16 protein-coding genes are annotated in these 19,878 nt (G+C 71.7%); 11 read left to right on the forward strand and 5 right to left on the reverse strand.

All coding sequences use genetic code 11. The features are described 5' to 3' along the window. Positions 1 to 84 precede the first annotated feature (84 nt). Positions 85 to 930 (reverse strand): PAC2 family protein, encoded by an 846-nt coding sequence (locus ABEA15_RS05005; RefSeq protein ID WP_345555668.1) that lies wholly within the window; start codon positions 928 to 930, stop codon positions 85 to 87. Positions 931 to 1,279: 349 nt separating this feature from the next. Here ABEA15_RS05005 and metH point away from each other — a divergent pair, with 349 nt between their 5' ends. The 7 genes from metH (at position 1,280) to ABEA15_RS05040 (ending at position 12,773) form a co-directional block, all read left to right on the forward strand. Continuing rightward, positions 1,280 to 4,750: a methionine synthase gene (gene metH / locus ABEA15_RS05010; protein WP_345555669.1), complete on the forward strand. Its 3,471-nt coding sequence runs from the start codon at positions 1,280 to 1,282 to the stop codon at positions 4,748 to 4,750. Next, positions 4,747 to 5,412: an HAD family hydrolase gene (locus ABEA15_RS05015; RefSeq protein ID WP_344143745.1), complete on the forward strand. Its 666-nt coding sequence runs from the start codon at positions 4,747 to 4,749 to the stop codon at positions 5,410 to 5,412. Before metH ends, ABEA15_RS05015 begins: the two co-directional genes overlap by 4 nt. 163 nt (positions 5,413 to 5,575) lie before the next feature. After that, complete coding sequence (locus ABEA15_RS05020) at positions 5,576 to 6,094, forward strand: cellulose synthase (RefSeq protein ID WP_345555670.1); 519 nt, start codon at positions 5,576 to 5,578, stop codon at positions 6,092 to 6,094. A gap of 796 nt (positions 6,095 to 6,890) precedes the next feature. Continuing rightward, positions 6,891 to 7,889: an ABC transporter permease gene (locus ABEA15_RS05025; protein ID WP_344143751.1), complete on the forward strand. Its 999-nt coding sequence runs from the start codon at positions 6,891 to 6,893 to the stop codon at positions 7,887 to 7,889. A gap of 80 nt (positions 7,890 to 7,969) precedes the next feature. Then, the gene (locus ABEA15_RS05030; protein ID WP_344143753.1) at positions 7,970 to 9,724 is read left to right on the forward strand and encodes an ABC transporter substrate-binding protein; all 1,755 of its coding nucleotides are present in this window, start codon (positions 7,970 to 7,972) and stop codon (positions 9,722 to 9,724) included. Positions 9,725 to 9,859: 135 nt separating this feature from the next. Then, on the forward strand, positions 9,860 to 10,876 hold the full coding sequence (locus tag ABEA15_RS05035; protein ID WP_344143755.1) for an ABC transporter permease: 1,017 nt from the start codon (positions 9,860 to 9,862) through the stop codon (positions 10,874 to 10,876). A 73-nt stretch (positions 10,877 to 10,949) separates the two neighbouring features. Next, positions 10,950 to 12,773, forward strand: coding sequence for an ABC transporter ATP-binding protein (locus ABEA15_RS05040; protein WP_345555671.1), 1,824 nt, complete (start codon positions 10,950 to 10,952; stop codon positions 12,771 to 12,773). Between the two features lie 78 nt (positions 12,774 to 12,851). Here ABEA15_RS05040 and ABEA15_RS05045 read toward each other — a convergent pair whose 3' ends face one another. Next, complete coding sequence (locus ABEA15_RS05045; RefSeq protein ID WP_345555672.1) at positions 12,852 to 13,445, reverse strand: hypothetical protein; 594 nt, start codon at positions 13,443 to 13,445, stop codon at positions 12,852 to 12,854. A gap of 159 nt (positions 13,446 to 13,604) precedes the next feature. Here ABEA15_RS05045 and ABEA15_RS05050 point away from each other — a divergent pair, with 159 nt between their 5' ends. Both ABEA15_RS05050 and ABEA15_RS05055 read left to right on the forward strand, forming a co-directional pair. Then, positions 13,605 to 15,047, forward strand: a complete 1,443-nt coding sequence (locus tag ABEA15_RS05050) for a sensor histidine kinase (protein ID WP_345555673.1) — start codon at positions 13,605 to 13,607, stop codon at positions 15,045 to 15,047. Next, a complete protein-coding gene (locus ABEA15_RS05055) occupies positions 15,044 to 15,742 on the forward strand; it encodes a response regulator (RefSeq protein ID WP_345555674.1) in 699 nt (232 codons plus the stop codon). The genes ABEA15_RS05050 and ABEA15_RS05055 overlap by 4 nt, the downstream gene beginning before the upstream one ends. Before the next feature lie 245 nt (positions 15,743 to 15,987). Here the strand turns inward: ABEA15_RS05055 and ABEA15_RS05060 are convergent, their stop codons facing one another. Then, positions 15,988 to 16,671 (reverse strand): TetR/AcrR family transcriptional regulator C-terminal domain-containing protein, encoded by a 684-nt coding sequence (locus ABEA15_RS05060; RefSeq protein ID WP_345555675.1) that lies wholly within the window; start codon positions 16,669 to 16,671, stop codon positions 15,988 to 15,990. 141 nt (positions 16,672 to 16,812) lie between these two features. On the opposite strand from ABEA15_RS05060, the gene ABEA15_RS05065 reads away from it, so the two are divergent. Both ABEA15_RS05065 and ABEA15_RS05070 read left to right on the forward strand, forming a co-directional pair. Next, positions 16,813 to 17,208, forward strand: coding sequence for a hypothetical protein (locus ABEA15_RS05065; RefSeq protein WP_345555676.1), 396 nt, complete (start codon positions 16,813 to 16,815; stop codon positions 17,206 to 17,208). 92 nt (positions 17,209 to 17,300) lie between these two features. Then, positions 17,301 to 17,663 carry a GntR family transcriptional regulator gene (locus ABEA15_RS05070; RefSeq protein WP_344143771.1) on the forward strand — a complete coding sequence of 121 codons (363 nt, stop codon included), beginning with the start codon at positions 17,301 to 17,303 and terminating at the stop codon, positions 17,661 to 17,663. Positions 17,664 to 17,682: 19 nt separating this feature from the next. On the opposite strand, the gene ABEA15_RS05075 is transcribed toward ABEA15_RS05070, so the two are convergent. Together ABEA15_RS05075 and ABEA15_RS05080 are read right to left on the reverse strand one after the other, a co-directional pair. Continuing rightward, positions 17,683 to 18,126, reverse strand: coding sequence for a hypothetical protein (locus tag ABEA15_RS05075; protein WP_345555677.1), 444 nt, complete (start codon positions 18,124 to 18,126; stop codon positions 17,683 to 17,685). A 213-nt stretch (positions 18,127 to 18,339) separates the two neighbouring features. Beyond that, positions 18,340 to 19,668 (reverse strand): RNA polymerase sigma factor, encoded by a 1,329-nt coding sequence (locus tag ABEA15_RS05080; protein ID WP_344143776.1) that lies wholly within the window; start codon positions 19,666 to 19,668, stop codon positions 18,340 to 18,342. Positions 19,669 to 19,878: the final 210 nt, after the last annotated feature.

Here is a 19,878-nt window from a genome sequence, read left to right on the forward strand (position 1 = left end):
CGGCGGCGGCCGGCCGCCGCCGGACCCCGCCCCTGCCCGCCGCGTCAGCGGGCCGAGCGGGAGGGGGCGGCGGTGCTCAGGGCTTCAGCCGCGGCCGCGGCGCTTGAGGTAGCGCTCGAACTCGCGGGCGATGGCCTCGCCGGTGGCCTCGGGCAGGTCGGCGGCGTCCTTGGCCTCTTCGAGGCTGCGGACGTAGCCGGCGATGTCGTCGTCCTCGGAGGCGAGCTCGTCGACGCCGCGTTCCCAGGCGCGCGCCTCCTCGGGCAGATCGCCCATCGGCACGGTGAGGTCGAGCACGTCCTCGACGCGGCGCAGCAGCGCGAGGGTGCCCTTGGGGCACGGCGGCTGGGCGACGTAGTGCGGCACGGCGGCCCACAGCGACACCGCCTCCAGCCCGGCGCAGTCGAAGGCGTCGTGCAGCACGCCCAGGATTCCGGTGGGGCCTTCGTAGGAGGTGGGCTCCAGGTGCAGCGAGCCGCGCAGGGCGCTGGGGGAGGTGGAGCCGGTCACCGGCACCGGGCGGGTGTGCGGGGAGTCGGCCAGCAGGGAACCCACCAGCACGATCCGGCGCACGCCCAGCTCACGGGCGATGGAGAGCAGGTCGCCGGCGAACCCGCGCCAGCGCATGTTGGGTTCGGGCCCGCTGACCAGCACCACGTCGTTGCGCGCGCCCTTGGGGCGGGCGATCGAGACGCGCGTGGCCGGCCAGGAGATGCCGCGGTGCTCGCCGTCGACGACGGTCGCACGCGGACGCGAGACCTGGAAGTCGTAGTAGTCGTCGGGCTGCAGCGCAAGCAGCTCGTCGGCGTCCCAGGTCGAGGCCAGGTGCTCGATGACCGCGCTCGCGGCTTCGCCGGCGTCGTTCCAGCCCTCGAACGCGGCAACCATGACAGGCTCGACGAGCTCGGGTGCGCTGTCGAGCTCGGCCACTGACCGCCTCCTCACGTATCCCGGGCGCCGTATGCGGCGGATCCGGGCCAGTCGTCGGATCGACCGCGCGTGAAGCCCACGCGCGATCCAGCCCTACCACGAGTGCCCGCGGCGGCGACAGCCAACCGGCCGCCCGGCGCCGCGCGTTCCGCGCAGCGGACCACGACCACCCTATGGCTCTGGGCTCCACCGGCATAACCGCTCGGTGCCGCGCGTTTGTTCCACACGGGGCGGCGCAGGCCCGCGGCGCTGAACGCACACCGTTTGACCTGCACGTTCGTCGGGGACATGCCGAGGGGGCACCCCCTCACCCCGCAGCGCAAGACGGCCGACACTACAGTTGAAGATTATGAGTTCTCGACTCTCCTTCCGTGATGCCCTCGCTCAACGTGTCATCATCGCTGACGGCGCGATGGGCACGATGCTTCAGGCCCATGATCTCGACCTCGATGATTTCAACGGGCTCGAAGGCTGCAACGAGATCCTCAACGTGACTCGGCCCGACGTGGTACGTGCCACGCACGCGGCCTTCTACGACGTCGGCGTTGACTGTGTCGAGACCAACACCTTCGGCACCAACTACGCCGCGCTCGGAGAATACGACATCCCCGAACGCACCTACGAGCTCGCCGAGGCCGGCGCACGCCTGGCCCGCGAGGTCGCCGACGAGTACACCACCCCCGACCATCCCCGATACGTCCTGGGCTCGGCCGGGCCCGGAACCAAGCTCCCCTCTCTCGGCCACATCGACTACGCCACCATCCGCGACTACTACGAGCAGTGCCACATCGGCCTCATCGAGGGCGGCGCCGACGCTATCCTCATCGAGACCTGCCAGGACCTGCTGCAGACGAAGGCGGCCGTGATCGGCGCGCAGCGCGCGCGGCGCGCCAAGGGCGTCGACATCCCGATCATCGCCCAGGTGACCATCGAGACCACCGGCACCATGCTGCTGGGCTCGGAGATCGGCGCCGCGCTGACCTCCCTCGAGCCGCTGGGCATCGACGTGATCGGGATCAACTGCGCCACCGGCCCGGCCGAGATGAGCGAGCACCTGCGCTACCTGTCCCAGCACGCGCGCGTGCCCATCTCCTGCATGCCCAACGCCGGCCTGCCCGAGCTGGGCGCCGAGGGCGCGGTGTACCCGCTGCAGCCCAGCGAGCTCGCCGACGCCCACGACTCCTTCACCGGCGAGTTCGGACTGTCCATCGCGGGCGGCTGCTGCGGCACCACGCCCGAGCACCTGCGCCAGGTCGTCGAGCGTGTGGGCGGGCGCGGCATCAAGCAGCGCAACGCCTACGACGTCGCCTCCGCGGCCTCGCTCTACCAGAGCGTGCCCTTCCGCCAGGACACCAGCTACCTGGCCGTGGGCGAGCGCACCAACGCCAACGGCTCCAAGAAGTTCCGCGAGGCGATGGTCGAGGAGCGCTTCGACGACTGCGTGGAGATCGCCCGCGACCAGATCGCCGACGGCGCCCACATGCTCGACCTCAACGTCGACTACGTCGGCCGCGACGGCTCCGCCGACATGCGCGAGCTGGCCTCCCGCCTGGCGACGGCCTCCACGCTGCCGATCATGCTGGACTCCACCGAGCCCGCCGTCATCGAGGCGGGGCTGGAGATGCTCGGCGGCCGCGCCGTGATCAACTCCGTCAACTACGAGGACGGCGACGGCCCCGACTCCCGGATGAAGCGGCTGATGCCGGTCATCATGGAGCACGGCGCCGCCGTGGTCGGGCTGACCATCGACGAGGAGGGCCAGGCCCGCACCGCCGAGTGGAAGGTGCGCGTGGCCGCCCGCCTCATCGACGAGCTCACCGGCGAGTGGGGCATGCGGCGCGAGGACATCATCATCGACGCGCTGACCTTCCCCATCGCCACCGGCCAGGACGAGACCCGGCGCGACGGCATCGAGACGCTGGAGGCGATCAAGGAGATCAACCGGCTCTACCCGGGCGTGCAGACCACCCTGGGCCTGTCGAACCTCTCCTTCGGCCTCAATCCGGCCGCGCGCATCGTGCTGAACTCGGTGTTCCTGCACGAGTGCGTCGAGGCCGGGCTGACCTCGGCCATCGTGCACGCCTCGAAGATCCTGCCGATGAACAGGATCCCCGACGAGCAGCGCCAGGTCGCGCTGGACATGATCTACGACCGGCGCACCGAGGACTACGACCCGCTGGCGAAGTTCCTCGACCTGTTCGAGGGCGTCGACGCCCAGGCCCTGAAGGCCTCGCGCGCCGACGAACTGGCCAAGCTGCCGCTGTGGGACCGGCTGGAGCGCCGCATCATCGACGGCGAGATGAACGGCATCGAGGCCGACCTGGACGCGGCGCTGGCCGAGCGGCCGGCCCTGCAGATCGTCAACGACACGCTGCTCGCCGGCATGAAGGTCGTCGGCGAGCTGTTCGGCTCCGGCGAGATGCAGCTCCCGTTCGTGCTGAAGTCGGCCGAGGTGATGAAGTCGGCCGTGGCCTACCTCGAACCGCACATGGAGAAGACCGACGACGACGGCAAGGGCCGCATCGTGCTCGCCACCGTCAAGGGCGACGTGCACGACATCGGCAAGAACCTCGTCGACATCATCCTCTCCAACAACGGCTACGACGTCGTGAACCTGGGCATCAAGCAGCCGGTCTCGACAATCCTGGAGACCGCCGAGGAGCAGAAGGCCGACGTCATCGGCATGTCCGGGCTGCTCGTGAAGTCCACGGTGATCATGAAGGAGAACCTGGAGGAGATGAACTCCCGGGGCATCTCCGAGACCTACCCGGTGCTCCTGGGCGGCGCTGCGCTCACCCGCTCCTTCGTCGAGGAGGACCTCGCCGGACTGTTCGACGGCCAGGTGCGCTACGCCCGCGACGCCTTCGAGGGCCTGCGCCTGATGGACGCGTTCATGGCCGTCAAGCGCGGCGTCGAGGGCGCCGAGCTTCCCGCACTGCGCCAGCGCAAGGTCAAGGGCGGCGCCAAGCTGGAGGTCACCGCGCCCGAGGACATGCCCGCGCGCAGCGACGTCGCCACCGACAACCCGCTGCCCACTCCGCCGTTCTGGGGCGACCGGATCAGCAAGGGCATCCCGCTGGCCGACTACACCGCCTTCCTGGACGAGCGGGCGACCTTCATGGGCCAGTGGGGCCTGAAGGGCTCCAAGAAGGGCGGCGGGCCCAGCTATGAGGAGCTGGTCGAGACGGAGGGCCGGCCGCGCATGCGGGCCTGGCTGGACCGCATCCAGACCGACGGCCTGCTGGAGGCCGCGGTGGTCTACGGGTACTTCCCCTGCTACAGCGAGGGCGACGACCTGGTCGTGCTGGACGAGGAGGGCGGCGAGCGCGTCCGCTTCTCCTTCCCGCGCCAGCGCCGCGACCGCCACCTCTGCCTGTCGGACTTCTTCCGGCCCAAGGAGTCGGGCGAGCTCGACGTGCTGCCGCTGCAGGTGGTGACCGTCGGCTCGGCGATCAGCGGGGCCACCCAGGAGCTGTTCGAGAAGAACGCCTACCGCGACTACCTGGAGCTGCACGGGCTCTCGGTGCAGTTGACCGAGGCGCTGGCCGAGTACTGGCACACGCGCATCCGCTCGGAGCTGGGTTTCGCGGGCGAGGACCCCGAGGACCTGGACTCGTTCTTCAAGCTCGGCTACCGCGGCGCCCGGTTCTCCCTGGGCTACGGCGCCTGCCCGGACCTGGAGGACCGCGCCAAGGTGATGAAGCTGCTGGAGCCCGAGCGGGTCGGCGTCACGTTGTCCGAGGAGTTCCAGCTCGTTCCCGAGCAGGCAACCGACGCGATCGTCATTCATCACCCGGAGGCGAAATACTTCAACGTATGACCGGTTCCGGCGCACCCCTGCAGGCAGTCCTGTTCGACATGGACGGCACACTGATCGACAGCGAACGCCTGTGGGGGACGGCCGAGTCGGCCGCGGCGGCCTCCCTCGGCGGCGAGTGGACCGCGCAGGACCACCGCCGCAACATCGGGGGAGCCGCCGCGGCGGTGGCCCGCTACATGATCGAGCGGGCCGGTGTGGACGCAGACGCCCACGCCGTCGCCGCCCGGCTGCAGGCGGAGTTCGCCCGCCTGCTGGCCGGCGGCGCCGAGCCGCGTCCGGGAGCCAAGGAGCTGGTGGCCCGCGTCGCGGGCTCGGGAGTCCCCTCGGCGCTGGTCACCTCCACCCAGCGGGCGCTGGTCGGCTCGGCGATCGGCGCGATCGGGGTCGACAGCTTCGACGTCTCGGTCGCCGGCGACGAGGTCGGGGCCAACAAGCCCGACCCCGCCCCCTACCTCACCGCTGCCCGACTGCTGGGTGCCGACCCCGCGCGGTGCGTGGCCTTCGAGGACTCCGAGGTGGGTGTGGCCTCCGCGCTGGCGGCCGGCTGCACGACGGTCGCCGTGGTCGACCAGGTCGGCTTCACCCCCGGCGGACGCCTGCACGTGCTGGAGACGCTGGAGGGCGTGGACCTGGACTGGGTCGGGTCCCTCGTAGCGGCCTGACCCGCGGTACCGGCGCCGGCCGCCGCGTCGCCGTGCGGTGGCCCCGCGCCCGCAGCCGCGAGACCGCCACCGGACCCGCCACCCCTCCCTGTGGCCCGTCGCGGGCGATCCCTAGGGGACTCGCCCGATGTGCGGCGCTGGACGCGGATGCAACACTGGAAGCATGCCGGAACAGTTGCCCATCGCAGGTCCGATGCTGGGAGCCGCACTCACCGTCGTGGGGCTGATCGTCTCGTGGGTGCTCTGGCGGCGCCGCGGCGCCGCCTCCGGGCTGCGCGGTGTCGCATGGTCGCTGCTGCCGCTGGCCGTCGGCCTCATGGGGCTCATGACGATCCTCTGGCGGCTCGTCGCCGACCTGGTCGGCTTCTTCGTCTCCTTGGCGTTCAACCCCATCGTGTGGGCGGGGGTCGCCGTGGCCGGCCTGGCGGTCGTGCTGTGGGTGGTCTCGGGCGTCATGCGTGCGCGCGGCGTGGGCGTGCGCAAGGGGTCCGGGTCCGGTTCCGCGGCGGCCGAGCAGGGCGGCGGTCCGGCCGCCGGCATCACCTCCGCGGACGGCGGGACCGCAGGCGCCGCCGGCGCGCCGGGCAAGGGCCAGGGCAAGCAGGCGGCGAAGCCCAAGCAGGGCGGCGACGACGACTTCGGCGACATCGAGGACCTGCTGCGCAAGCACGGGATCGAGTAGCGGGCGGAGCGGCCCGCGGCGGCGGGGGCGCTGGTCCGCGCCCCGGCGAGCGGCGTGTGCGCGCGGCCTGCCCCCTCCCGGGCGCGCCTGCTCCCGGGCGCGCCCGCGCGCGGTCCGGGCACCGCCGAGCGCGGCGCGCAGCCCCGATCCCGCGCCGGAATCCGGCGTCCGCGGAGTGCATCCCGAAGACGCCCCGTGCGCCCCTCGCGCACCATTCTCCCAAGCCCGGTCCGAGGCCGGGAGAGAGCCCCCCGTGACCGCCATTTCCGTGCGTCCGGTGCGGCGGCTCGGCGGCCCCGGACCGCCGGCGGAGTAAATTTACCCGCTTGGCGGGATGATTGTCCTAATTTTCCGTTTACTATGACTTCGGGCTGTAGCGAGGCCCCCGACCAGGGCGTGCCGCCCCAAACCGATGCCTGTCGTGATGCACACTCGGTTCTGGCATCGCTGCGCAACGTCAGTTCGCGCCGAGTGACGGATCTGTGGTGCTGACGTCACGATTGGGATACATCGCCGGATATTGGACGTTCGGTGCTGAATTGCGGCGTACATTAATCGCCGTGCCGCGTCGGGCCGACGGTAACGGTGCATATGTCCACGGTTTACGGGTTCGACGGTCACGTCCGTCACACACGGGCCATGGAGTCACCCTCCGCGGCACGTGCCAGCACGGAATCCAGGCGTGCGCGCACACCGGTCGCGCCGTCGCACGGGTGTGCCGGGTATCGCCGGCGAATCCGAACGGAGAAGACTGTGCCGCCGCACAGAGCGGGACTAGTGGGGGAGTAGTGGTGCTATGACCGCGCCTTTGGACGTACCGGGCGGGGCCGAGGAGGCCCATCCCGACGCGGTCGCCCAGAAGGGCGGCGTGCGCGACCGCGGCCGGTCCCTGGGCCAGATCGCCTGGATGCGGCTCCGCAAGGACAAGGTCGCGATGACCGGCGGCGCCTTCGTCGTCCTGATGGCGTTCGTGGCGCTGTTCGCGCCCGTGATCGTCGGCCTGTTCGGCCATCCGCCGAACCAGTGGAACCGGGAGATGATCGACCCCGCCCTCGGCATGCCCCTCGGCGGCATGGGCGGCATGAGCGGCGACTACCTCTTCGGCGTCGAGCCGGTGACCGGACGCGACGTCTTCAGCCGCATCGTCTACGGCGCCCGGATCTCCATGCTCATCGGCTTTCTGGCCACCCTCGTCTCGGTGGTCCTCGGTACGATCATGGGCATCATCGCCGGCTACTTCGGCGGCTGGGTCGACGCCGCGATCAGCCGCCTGATGGACATCTTCCTGGCCTTCCCGCTGCTGCTGTTCGCCATGGCGCTCGTGGGCGTGCTGCCCGACGCCGCGTTCGGCCTCCAGGACCAAGCCCTGCGCATCGCGATCCTGGTGTTCATCATCGGGTTCTTCAACTGGCCCTACATCGGCCGCATCATCCGCGGCCAGACGCTGAGCCTCCGCGAACGCGAGTTCGTCGAGGCGTCGCGCAGCCTCGGGGCGAGCAACCTCTACATCCTGCGCAAGGAGCTGCTGCCGAACCTGGTGGCGCCCATCCTGGTGTACTCCACCCTGCTGATCCCCACCAACATCCTCTTCGAGGCCGCGCTGTCCTTCCTCGGCGTGGGCGTCGAGCCGCCCACGGCCACGTGGGGCGGCATGCTCTCCGAAGCGGTCGACTACTACGACTCCGCGCCGAACTTCATGCTCGCCCCCGGTCTGGCGATCTTCCTGACGGTGCTGGCGTTCAACCTCTTCGGTGACGGTCTGCGCGACGCGCTCGACCCCCGCACCCAGTCCTGACCCCACCATGAATCACCCCAGGTGTCCGAGCACCCGATCGGTGCCCGCACCACTGTTCGCGTAGAGAAAGGCAAACGCCAGTGAGCAAGAAATGGCTGGGCCTCGCCGCCGCCGGCACATCGGTGGCGATGCTCCTGACCGCCTGCGGAGGCGGCGGTGGAAACGACAACGGCGGTAGCAGCGACATCTCCGTCGACGACTCCGCAATCAGCAGCATCGTCGACAAGAGCACGGAGCAGGGCGGCACCCTCAAGTACGCCCACTCCGACCAGTTCGACTCGCTGGACCCCGGCAACACCTACTACGCCGCCAACTGGGACTTCACGCGCTACTACGCGCGCACCCTGGTGACCTACCCCCAGAAGCCGGGCGACAAGGGCCAGGAGCCGATCCCGGACATGGCCACCGACCTCGGCGAGGTCAGCGACGACGGCCTGACCTGGACCTACACCCTCAAGAAGGGCCTGAAGTTCCAGGACGGCTCCAAGATCACGTCCGAGGACGTGAAGTACGCCATCGCGCGCAGCAACTTCGCCCCCGAGGTGCTGAACAAGGGCCCGAACTACTTCTTCCAGCTGCTGGACGCCGGCGGTTACGAGGGCCCCTACAAGGACGACAACCTCGACAACTTCAAGGGCGTCACCACCCCCGACGACCGGACGATCGAGTTCCACCTCAAGAAGCCGTTCGCGGAGTTCGACTACCTGGCCGCCATGCCGCAGACGGCTCCGGTGCCGGCCGACGCCGACACCGGTGACCAGTACCAGACCAACGTCGTCTCCAGCGGGCCCTACAAGTTCGAGAGCGAGTGGACGCCCGGCCAGCAGCTCAACCTCGTCCGCAACGAGGAGTACGACCCCGAGACCGACCCCCTGACCCGCAACCGCCCGGACAAGGTCCAGGTGCAGTTCAAGCAGGAGGAGAACGACCGGGACAAGCGCCTGATCAACGGCGACCTGCACGTCGACGTCGCCGGCCTGGGTGTCGAGGCCTCCGCCCGCCAGGACATCCTGCGCAGCGAAGAGCTGAAGGCCAACGCCGACAACCCGCAGACCGGGTTCCTGCTCTACTTCGCGATCAACCCCAACGTGAAGCCCTTCGATAAGAAGGCCTGCCGCGAGGCGATCCTCTACGCCGCCGACAAGACCGCCATGCAGGGCGCCTGGGGCGGCTCCATCGCCGGCGACATCGCGACCAACATGCTGCCGCCCTCGATCCCGGGCTACAAGGACATCGACCCCTACGGCACCAAGGGCCACAAGGGCAGCAAGAAGAAGACCGAGGCCGCCCTCGAAGAGTGCGGCATGCCCGACGGCTTCTCCACCAACATCTCCTACCGCTCCGACCGCGACAAGGAGAAGAAGACCGCCGAGGCCCTGCAGCAGGCCCTGCAGAAGTACGGCATCAAGACCGACCTGAAGGGCTACCCGGCGGGCACCTACACCAGTGAGCAGGCGGGCTCGCCGGAGTTCGTCAAGCGCGAGGAGCTGGGCATCATCGCCTACGGCTGGGGTGCCGACTGGCCCTCCGGCTACGGCTTCATGTCGCAGATCATGCACGGCGACTCCATCAAGCCGGCCGGCAACTCCAACCTCTCCGAGCTGGACGACCCGGAGGTCAACGAGCTCCTCGACGAGGCCGCGGTCACCGAGGAGCCGGCGGCCCGCGAGAAGATCTACGCCGACGTCAACGCCCTGGCGATGGAGTCGGCCACGTTCCTGCCCTACCTGAACCAGAAGGCGCTGCTCTACCGGCCCGAGAGCCTGAGCAACGTCTACTTCAGCGAGGCGTACAAGATGTACGACTACTCCGCGCTGGGGCTGGAGCAGAACTAGCGCCCCCGGTCGGCCCCCGCCGCGCGCGGGGGCCGACCCCGGTCCGAGATCGGGCGCGGGCAGCCACAAGCCCGCCCGCGCCCCCGGCATACCTCACTCGTGTAGCAAGGCAGGTGAAGGCTTCGGCCGCCCGCTGTGATCCGATACATTTTCCGCCGCCTGGCCGCGGGCGTCGTCCTGCTGCTCGTGGTCACCATGGTCGTCTTCGCGATCTTCTTCCTGGTGCCCCGGCTCGCCGGCATCGACTCCGACGCTCTGGCGGCCCGCTACATCGGCAAGTCGCCCAGCCCCGAGGCGATCGCCGCGGTCAAGGAGCGGCTGAATCTGGACGAGCCGATCACCGTGCAGTACTGGGAGTTCGTCTCCGGACTGGTGATGGGCCAGGAGTACGACAGCGGGACCGACGTCATCCACTGCGACTCCCCGTGCTTCGGCTACTCCTTCAAGACCAACACCGAGGTCTGGCCGCAGCTGCTCGACCGGTTGCCGGTGACCGGCTCCCTCGCGATCGGCGCCGCCGTCATCTGGGTGGTCGCCGGCGTGTCCATCGGCGTGCTCTCCGCTCTGCGCCGCGGCTCCGCGCTGGACCGCGCCGCGATGATGACCGCGCTGGCCGGGGTGTCGCTGCCGATCTTCTTCACCGGTCTGGTGTCCCTGGCGCTGTTCAGCTACTACTGGCCGATCTTCCCGCCGGGCGGCAGCTACACCGACTTCACCGCCAACCCGCTGGCGTGGGCGCACGCCCTCGTCCTGCCGTGGATCACCCTGGCGTTCCTCTACGCCGCGATGTACGCGCGGCTGACCCGCGCCGGGATGCTCGACACCATGGGCGAGGACTTCATCCGCACCGCCCGCGCCAAGGGGCTGCCCGAGCGCAAGGTCGTCACCAAGCACGGCCTGCGCGCCGCGCTGACTCCCATCATCACCATCTTCGGCCTGGACTTCGGCCTCATGCTGGGCGGCGCGGTGCTCACCGAGAGCACGTTCTCCCTACCCGGACTGGGCAAGTTCGCCGTCGACGCGATCCGCGGCAACGACCTGCCTGTGGTCCTGGGGGTCACCATGTTCACCGCGGTGTTCGTGGTCGTCTGCAACCTGATCGTCGACGTGCTCTACGCCTGGGTCGACCCCCGCGTGCGCGTGGGCGTCTGAGGCAGGGGAGGCGAGCATGTCGAGTACCGCAAACACGCACACAACGGCGAAACGCACCGAAGGTGAGGCGGCCATGACCGATCCGGTCGTCAGCGTCAACGATCTGCGGATCACGTTCCCCACCCTGGAGGGCCGGATCACCGCGGTCGACGGGATCTCCTTCGAGGTCCCCAAGGGGGGCGCGATCGGCATCGTCGGCGAGTCCGGGTCAGGCAAGAGCGCAACGTCCCTGGCACTGATGGGTCTGCACCGCGGCACCAACGCCGACGTCACCGGGGACATCACCGTCACCGGCAAGAACCTCGGCACCGCGAGCGACACCGAGGTGCGCGACATGCGGGGCAACGACATCGCGATGGTCTTCCAGGACCCGATGTCGTCGCTGCACCCGCAGTACACCATCGGCAACCAGCTCATCGAGGCGCTGAAGGTGCACCGCCCCGGCGTCTCCAGCGCCGACGCCCGCAAGCGCGCGGTCGAGTCGCTGGACCGGGTGGGCATCCCCAATGCGGCCAAGCGCATCAACTCCTACCCGCACGAGTTCTCCGGCGGCATGCGCCAGCGCGCCCTGATCGCCATGGGCCTCATGTGCGACCCGACGGTGCTGCTGGCCGACGAGATCACCACCGCCCTCGACGTCACCGTCCAGGCCCAGATCCTGGACCTGCTCGACGACCTGCGCAGCGACCTCGGCATGTCGCTGATCCTGGTCAGCCACGACCTCGCGGTGGTGGCGGGCTCGGTCGACGAGGTGCTGGTGATGCAGAACGGCGACATCGTCGAGCACGGCGACGTGCGCCGCGTGCTGGCCGATCCGGAGCACCCCTACACCAAGTCGCTGCTGGCGGCGGTGCCGCGGGTGGACATGTCCCGCGCGCAGCGCCGCGCACAGGTGCGCGCCGAGCGCGAGCAGCCCGCCTCCGAGGGGCTGGGTGAGCAGGCGAAGAAGGCGCACGAGGCGCGCCGGCGCGCCGGCGCCGCCGACGGCGGTTCCGCCCAGCAGCGCACCGGGGCCACCGCCAAGCCCGAGAAGAGCGACGAGTCCGCGGACGCGCCGCTGCTGTCGGTGCGCAACGCCCGCATGAGCTTCAAGGTCCGCGGCGGCCTGCTGGGGCGGGCCAGCGACTTCTACGCCGTCGACGACGTCTCCTTCGACCTGCACCAGGGCGAGACGCTGGGCATCGTGGGCGAGTCCGGCTCCGGCAAGAGCACCCTCTCGCGGATGATCACCCGGCTGCTCACCCCCACCTCCGGGCAGATCCTCTTCGAGGGACGCGACATCACCCGGCTGGCCGAGCGCAAGCTGCGCCCGCTGCGCCGCGACATCCAGATGATCTTCCAGAACCCGTACTCGTCGCTGAACCCGCGCGTGACCATCGGCGACAGCATCGGCGCCGGACTGCGGGTGCAGGGCGAGAACAACACCAAGGAGATCCAGCGCAAGGTCCAGGAGCTGCTGGAGCGCGTCGGGCTGGAGGCCTCGCACTACAACCGCTTCCCGCACGCGTTCTCCGGCGGTCAGCGCCAGCGCATCGCCATCGCCCGCGCCCTCATCCTGCGGCCCAAGCTGGTCATCTGCGACGAGCCGGTCTCGGCGCTGGACGTCTCGACCCAGGACCAGGTGCTGCGCCTGCTGGACGAGCTCCAGGACGACTTCGACCTGACCTACATCTTCGTCGCCCACGACCTGGCCGTGGTCCGCCAGGTCAGCGACCGGGTGGCGGTCATGCGCAAGGGCGAGGTCGTCGAGCTGAACGACAGCGACGCCGTCTACGAGGCGCCCCAGCACGACTACACCCGCGAGCTGCTGGCGGCGGCCCCGGTCCTCGACCCGGTCGAGGCCAAGAAGCACCGCGCGCGCCGCGCCGAGCTGCGCCACCGGTCCACGGCGGCCTAGCCGCCCACGACCGCGCACGCGCCGCGGCGTGCGGGCTCCGCTGCCCGCACGCCGCGGCGCACGCGGGTGCGCTCGGTGTCAGCTCCGGCTCCCGGCGCGCCGATCGGCCGCCGCGCCGGGGCTCTGCCCGTCCTTCCGCCGCGAGCGCGCCGCCGCCTCTCCGATGACCCACACGGAGATCAGGGTGTGCCCGGCCAGCACCACGCGCACGATGGCGAACGAGTCCTGCAGCGCCGCTGTGCGCTCGGCGTCGCCGACGAACAGGATCAGCCCGGCCAGCACGCCCGCGCCGATCGCGCAGGCCGCCACGCACCGCAGCCACGCCGCCGCCTCGCGCCGCACCGCCGGCGCGCCGGCCTTGGGCGGGCGCGGGGGAGGCGGGCCGCCGGCGAAGCGGTGGGCGAAGCGCACGTCCGCCCACTGGATGACGCTGTGGCCGTAGGCGACGGTGAAGCCCAGGTACAGCGCACCGAAGCCGTGGGAGCGGTCGGCCGTGCCGCCCAGGCTCAGATGGACGGCGATCACCGCCAGCAGGACCACGTCCAGTACCGGCACGAGCAGCAGCAGTACGGTGCTCAGGCGCGTGGCGCGCGCCAGGTAGCGGGCCGCCAGCCCGCCCACCACGAACACCCAGAACAGCGCCTCGACCGCCAGGATCGCGCCTGTGACCATGCTTCCCCCGTCCTCGCGGAACCCGGCTTCGCGGCCCGGCGGGTACCGGGACCGGGCGGCCTCCAGCATGCGGGCGCACCCGGCGCGGGCGGATCGTCGGCGGCGGGGAGATCGTCCTACCACCTTCGATGTACGCATCCGCGCCGGCCGCGTGCTGAGATGGGAGCCGTGAGAGGACGACTGCCGGGCCGCGAGCTGCTCGACCGCCCGATCCTGGGCGGACGCGCCTACCTCGGCAGCGCCCTGTGGGCCGCATTCCTGTTCGCCCTGGGCGCGGTGCTGTGGGGCGTGGGCGCCTACACCCACCGCGACGGCGGTCTCGACCCGCGGTGGATGCTGGTCACCCTGGCCGTCAGCTGCACACTCGTGGTCTTCCGCCGCACGGCCCCCGGGGCGGTCCTGGCGGCGGCGACCCTCGTGCTGGCGGCCGACGCGGCCGTGGGGCCCTCCAGCGCCGTGGTCATCAACTACGGGGAAGCGCTCTACGCGGCGTGCGTCTGGGGGCGGCGCAGGCTCGCCAACGGCGTGCTGGCGGCCGTGTGCGCCGGCGGGGCCGCCGTGTCCGCGCTGCTCGTGTTCGCCGCGGCCAACGGCGCCCTGCGCGGCGGACCGCTGGTGATCGCACAGGGTATCGGGCTGTACGTGCTGGGCTTCGGCAGCCCGACGATCAGCGGGACGAGCGTGCGCGAGCACCGGCTGCGCACAAGCCTGGAGCGCGAGCGGGCGCGCCGGATCGAGCAGATGGCCGAGCTGGACCGCCGCCACGCCGTGGCCGAGGAGCGCGGGCGGGTGGCGCGCGAACTGCACGACGTGGTCGCCAACCACCTCAGCGCCGTCGCCGTCCAGTCGACGGCGGCGCTGTCCATGCGTGAGTCCGACCCCGAGCGGACCCGCCGCATCCTGGGCGTGATCCGCGACAGCAGCCTGCGGGGCCTCACCGACCTCCGGGCCATGATCGGGGTGCTGCGCGGTGCGCGGGAGGCACCGGAGCTGGAGGCGGTCACCCCCCGGCTGGCCGACGCCGACCGCCTGCTGGCCGACGCACGGGAGGCCGGGCTGGAGATCGACGTCGCCTGGACCCGGCGCGACCGCCCGCTGCCGCAGCGCGCCGACTCCGCGGCCTACCGGGTGCTGCAGGAGTCGCTGACCAACGCCATGCGCTACGCCGACCCGATGCGGGTCGAGGTCGTCGTGGACTTCTCCGAGGGCGGCTTTGGCGCCGGGGACGGCACAGGAGGCGGCCACGGCCCGAGGGGCGGCGCAAGCGGCGGCGGGGACCTGCTGCTGCTGACGGTCAGCAACGGCCTCGCCGGGCGGGGCGCGCGCGAGCCCGGAGTGCTCGACGGCCACGGTGCGGGCGCGGGGCTGACCGGGATGCGCGAGCGGGTGCAGCTGCTCGGCGGCCGGTTCAGCGCCGGCCCGGTGGACGGGCGGGTCTGGCGCGTGCGCGCCGAGATCCCGCTCGCACCCGACGAGCGGCGGCCCGGGGCGGGCCGGCGGGCGCCGGTCGGCGGGGCGGACCCGGTGGAGCGCCCGGGCGGCGCGGATACGGCGGAGGGTGCGGCCGGCGGCCGCACCGGCGAAGGGGGCGGTGTGCGGTGATCCGTGTCGTGGTGGCCGAGGACCAGTGGGCGGTGCGCTCGGGCCTGGTGATGATCCTGGAGTCCGCGCCCGACATCGAGGTGGCCGCCGAGGCCGCCGACGGCGAGCAGGCGGTGGCGGCGGCCCGCCGCACCGGCTGCGACCTCGTGCTGATGGACGTGCGGATGCCGCGCAAGGACGGGATCGCGGCCACCCGTGAGCTGGTCGGCACGGGCACCGACGTGCTCATCCTGACCACCTTCGACCTCGACGAGTACGTGTTCGGCGCGCTGCGCGCCGGTGCCGCGGGGTTCCTGCTGAAGAACGTCGACGCTGACGGCCTGATCGAGTCGGTGCGGGTGGTCGCGCGCGGCGAGGGCATGATCGCCCCGGCCGTGACGCGCCGGCTCATCCGGGAGTTCGCGGGCGCGCCTACCGCCGGCGCGCCCGCCGAGCGCGCGGACACGCCCGGGGACACGCCCGACCCGGGCGGGTGGGAGCGCCCGGCCGCGTCCGCCCTGGCGGAGCTGACGCCCCGCGAACGCGAGGTGCTGGCCTGTGTGGGCGAGGGCCTGTCCAACCGCCAGGTCGCCCGGCGCCTGGGAATCACCGAGCCGACCGCCAAGACCCACGTCAGCCGGGTCCTGGCCAAGCTCGGCCTGCGCAGCCGCGTGCAGGCGGCCATCGCCGCCCAGGAGCGGGGCCTGGCGCCTTGACCTGGCGTGCGGCGGATGCGGCCCCTGGCGGCGGTCGGCGGGGCGGCGCTGCCGGACCCCTCCGAGCCGCTCCAGCGAACCCGGGCGGAAAGCCGAGGGCGCCCCGGCCGCGCGCCGTCGACGAGCCCGCTCCACCGCCCCGGGTCGCCGCCCTTCGTCGACGGCTGCGCCCGGACGGCGCCGACGCGGCCGCGTCGGCGCCGTCCGGGCGGCGCTCGCGGACGTCCGCGGACGGGGAGTGCGGACTAGGGGCGCAGTGAGTGCAGGAGGGCGTCGAGGCCGTCGGTGAACCGCCGCTCGGGGTCGAGCCGCACCCCCTCCAGCGCCGCCGCGTGCGGGAACCGGCCGTCGACGGTCGCCGAGTCCCGGGCCGGCAGGCCGTCGGCGCGGACCTCGTGGATGACGGCGCCGGTCACGTAGGAGTCCAGCGCCGCGGCGGCCTGGACGACCCGGTCGCCGCTGAGCCCGGCTTCGGCGAAGGCGGCGTAGTGCAGCTCCAGCGTGCGCAGGGCGGCCTCGGTGTCGGGGCGGCGGTGGATGAACAGAGGCAGCGCCTGGGCGTGGGCCAGGAGTGCGCGGCGGTAGTCCAGCGCCCACTCCCGCAGCCGCTCGTCCCACGGGCGCCCGTCGGCCGGGGCGGCGTCCTCCTCTGCGGCCCCGGCGGTGCTCTCGCCGTCCTCACCGGGGTCCGCGGCCTCCTCTCCGGCCGCGCCCGGCTGCCCGCGGGTCACGTCGCTGATATGGGCGACGATCGCGTCGAAGAGCTGCTCCTTTCCCAGCGGGAAGTGGTGGTAGACCGCCATGGCCTCCACCTCCAGGGCGTCGCCCAGGCGGCGCATGGTCAACCGGCGCAGGCCCTGGCCGTCGATGATGCGCAGGGCCTCGCTGATGATGCGGTCGGCGCTGAGGCCGGCGTTGTTTCGGCTCACGTCCCGATCCTAGGATTACTCTGTAAAGGCGGCGCCGGAGACACGGTCGCGCTCGCCAGGTGATCTTGCCCACCTCTAGAGTGGGATGGCCGATAAGCTCGGCCCGTCCCCTGACCACCCGATCACACCACGGGAGCGAATATGGCCCTGCTGAAGCGGAAGCCCGATGACACCGCGCGCAAGCAGCACTCCGAGGACCGGACCCGGGCCGAGCGGCTTCCGGAGCTGCTCCGCGAGGTCGCCGCGGCCGAGGAGCGGCTCTTCGAGGCGCAGCGCTCCGACGCCGCGATCGAGGAGCTGCACCGCCGCGGCGTCGCGCTGGACACCGCACTGACCGAGGCGATGCGCGCCGCCTACGCGCACGAGCGGGTGCTGATCGGCCCGCGCGGCTACACCGACCGGATCCACCGCCGCAAGCGGCTGGCCACACCCGAGGTGCGCCACGCCACCGAGACCGCCGAGCGGCTGCTGACCGCTCGCGAGAACCACCGCCTGCACGGAGTCGAGCGCCTGCCGCGGAGCCCCGTGGCGGGCTGACGACGTGCGCGCCTTGCGTACCGGTGGGAGGATCGGAGCAGGCGTTGCGCGCACGCCGGAGGTACCGCAGGTTACAGGGAGTGGGGGCGAGGATGCCGGACGCGATCCGGATCGACCCGACGTCGAAGGTTCCCCCGTATGAGCAGATACGGGCGGCGGTGGCCAACGCGGCCGCCAAAGGCGAGCTGCCGGTCGGCTACAAGCTGCCGACGGTGCGGGCGCTGGCCGAGACCCTCTCCGTCGCCGTGAACACCGTCGCGCGCGCCTACCGCGAGCTCGAGCAGGCCGGCGTGGTCGAGACCCGCGGCCGCTCGGGCACCTACATCGCCGCCGACGGCGACGCCCAGCGCGCCGAGGCGGTCTCGGCGGCCCGCAGCTACGCCGACGTCATCGCCAAGCTCGGGCTGGACCCGACGGAGGCGCTCGACATCGTCCGCGCGGCGCTGCGCGGCTGAAGGGCCCCTGCGCCTCCGGTCAGCGCCGGATTCCGATGACGCTGACCAGATAGAACAGCAGGGTCCCCACCCAGGCCAGGATGACTCCGGGGGCGCCCATGAAGCTGCCGGCGATCGCGGACAAGGGGATCACGAAGCACATCCCCAGCAGTCCCATGACCAGGCGCGGGTCGGACCACGCCCGATCGTTGCCGTCCGGGGTGCGGCCCGGGGCCTGCGCGTCGCCCCCCGTCTCGGCGAGGCGGTGCCCGACCCGCTCGTCGACGGCCCTGTCGAGCCGTTCCACGATCGCGGCGGCGATCGCGTCGTCGTAGTCGGGGCCCAGTTCCCGCGCGGCCCGCAGCGAGTCCGCGATGTCGGCGCCGGGAGCACCGGCGACGGCGCCGCCCCTGGGAGCGGGTGCGGGGGAGTCGGCGGTCGGGGGCGCGGAGCGGGCGGTCGCGGGGGATATGTCGTCGGCCATGTCCACATAGTCTCCCGCGGCGGGGCGATCGGCACCCCTTCGGCGGGAAGTCGGGGGGAACATCAGGGGTCCCCTGACACGGAGGCGGGGCCGGGCCCGGCCCCGCCGGGTCCGCCCCCGCGCGGGCGCGGAGCGCGCAAAGACCCCGTGCCCGCACGAGGGCGGGCACGGGGTCAGGGTCGGGCCTGACGCGGGCGGCGACAGGCGGGCCGGTCAGCTCGCGAAGTCGAGCAGCTGCTGGGCCCGGCTCGGGTGCCGCAGCTTCGACAGCGACTGCTTCTCCAGCTGCCGGATGCGCTCGCGGGTCAGACCGAGGTGTTTGCCGATCTCGTCCAGGGTGCGCGGGCGGCCGTCCATCAGTCCGAACCGCAGCGACATGATGGTCGCCTCGCGCGGTTCGAGGTCGTCCAGCGCACGGCGGAGCTGGTCGGCCATCAGCTGGCGGTCGACCACCTCGGAGGCCTCCGAGGCGTCGATGTCCTCGATGAGATCGCCTATACGGGTCTCGCCATCCTCCCCGATGGTCGAGTCGAGGCTGATGGGCTGACGGGTGACCCGCAGCAGCTCCTCGATCTGGGTCGGGGTCTTGTCCAGCTCCTTGGCCAGCTCCTCCGGAGTGGGCTCGCGGCCCAGGGTCTGGTGCATGTCCCGCTCCAGCCGGCTCACCTTGCTGAGCAGCTCCAGGACGTGCACGGGCAGCCGGATGGTGCGGGCCGAGTCGGCGAAGCCGCGCTGTATGGCCTGGCGGATCCACCACATGGCGTAGGTGGAGAACTTGAAGCCCTTGGTGTAGTCGAACTTCTCCACGGCCCGGATCAGGCCCAGGTTGCCCTCCTGGACCACGTCCAGCAGCGACATGCCGCGGTCGCTGTACTTCTTGGCGACCGATACGACCAGCCGGAGGTTGGCTTCCAGCATGTGCTGCTTGGCGCGCCGGCCGTCCTCGGCGATCTCGGTGAGGTCCTCGTGCTCGGCCTCGGTGAGGTCCTCGGGACCGGGGGAGTCCTCGATGGTGCCCAGGCGGTACTCGGCGTAGAGCCCGGCCTCGATCCGCTTGGCGAGGTCGACCTCCTCCTCGGCCGTCAGCAGCTGGCGCCGGCCGATAGCCTTGAGGTAGGTGTGGACGGAGTCGCCCATCGCCGGAGACTGGTCGTCGAGGTCGGCCTCGGGGCCCTCCGGCTCGTGGGCGGGCGAGGGCAGTGTTTCGCTATCCTCGGACTTGGCCTCGGCGGCCTCCCGGGGTGCGGTGTCGAGAGCCTCCTCGAGCGCTTCGTCCTCGGCGTCGGCGTCGACGGACTCCACCGCGGCGTCGCCGCCCCCGTTGGCGAGCCGCACGCCGGCGTCGGCGAGTTCACGCAGGATGGAGCGGCCGTCGGCCGGGCTGATGCCCGCCGCGGAGAACGCGGCGCGAAGCTCCCCAAGGGACAGGTGTCCCTGGGAGCGCCCCCTGGTGATCAGCTCGTCCAGAGACGCGGACGCGACATCCTTGCCGTCTGCGGTCTCCGCCACCGTGGGAGAAGTGGCTAGGGCAGTGCGCGACATGAAGGCACCTCCCTCCCTTCCAAGACGTCAGGCGCGTGGCGGTATGGAGTCCGCCGTGTTCGCACGCCACTATGTCTAACGTGTCAGAGAGTCAAATGTTCCCGGTCTCGATTGGATCTCGCGGGACGTGGTCTGGCTCACGACCCGATGCGGCGCAGGCGGCTCCGTCGAGCCGGTAAGGACGTCCGCGGACAACGCCCGATGTGCTGC

The sequence above is a fragment of the Streptomonospora halophila genome (assembly GCF_039542725.1).
In the GTDB taxonomy this organism is placed as follows: Bacteria; Actinomycetota; Actinomycetes; order Streptosporangiales; family Streptosporangiaceae; genus Streptomonospora; species Streptomonospora halophila.

Bases quoted from the DNA above. Each gene is read 5' to 3' on its own strand.
- metH (WP_345555669.1), top strand. From the start codon at position 1,280: ATGAGTTCTCGACTCTCCTTCCGTGATGCCCTCGCTCAACGTGTCATC.
- ABEA15_RS05015 (WP_344143745.1), top strand. From the start codon at position 4,747: ATGACCGGTTCCGGCGCACCCCTGCAGGCAGTCCTGTTCGACATGGAC.
- ABEA15_RS05020 (WP_345555670.1), top strand. From the start codon at position 5,576: ATGCCGGAACAGTTGCCCATCGCAGGTCCGATGCTGGGAGCCGCACTC.
- ABEA15_RS05025 (WP_344143751.1), top strand. From the start codon at position 6,891: ATGACCGCGCCTTTGGACGTACCGGGCGGGGCCGAGGAGGCCCATCCC.
- ABEA15_RS05040 (WP_345555671.1), top strand. From the start codon at position 10,950: ATGACCGATCCGGTCGTCAGCGTCAACGATCTGCGGATCACGTTCCCC.
- ABEA15_RS05045 (WP_345555672.1), bottom strand. From the start codon at position 13,445: ATGGTCACAGGCGCGATCCTGGCGGTCGAGGCGCTGTTCTGGGTGTTC.
- ABEA15_RS05050 (WP_345555673.1), top strand. From the start codon at position 13,605: ATGGGAGCCGTGAGAGGACGACTGCCGGGCCGCGAGCTGCTCGACCGC.
- ABEA15_RS05065 (WP_345555676.1), top strand. From the start codon at position 16,813: ATGGCCCTGCTGAAGCGGAAGCCCGATGACACCGCGCGCAAGCAGCAC.
- ABEA15_RS05070 (WP_344143771.1), top strand. From the start codon at position 17,301: ATGCCGGACGCGATCCGGATCGACCCGACGTCGAAGGTTCCCCCGTAT.
- ABEA15_RS05075 (WP_345555677.1), bottom strand. From the start codon at position 18,126: ATGGCCGACGACATATCCCCCGCGACCGCCCGCTCCGCGCCCCCGACC.
- ABEA15_RS05080 (WP_344143776.1), bottom strand. From the start codon at position 19,668: ATGTCGCGCACTGCCCTAGCCACTTCTCCCACGGTGGCGGAGACCGCA.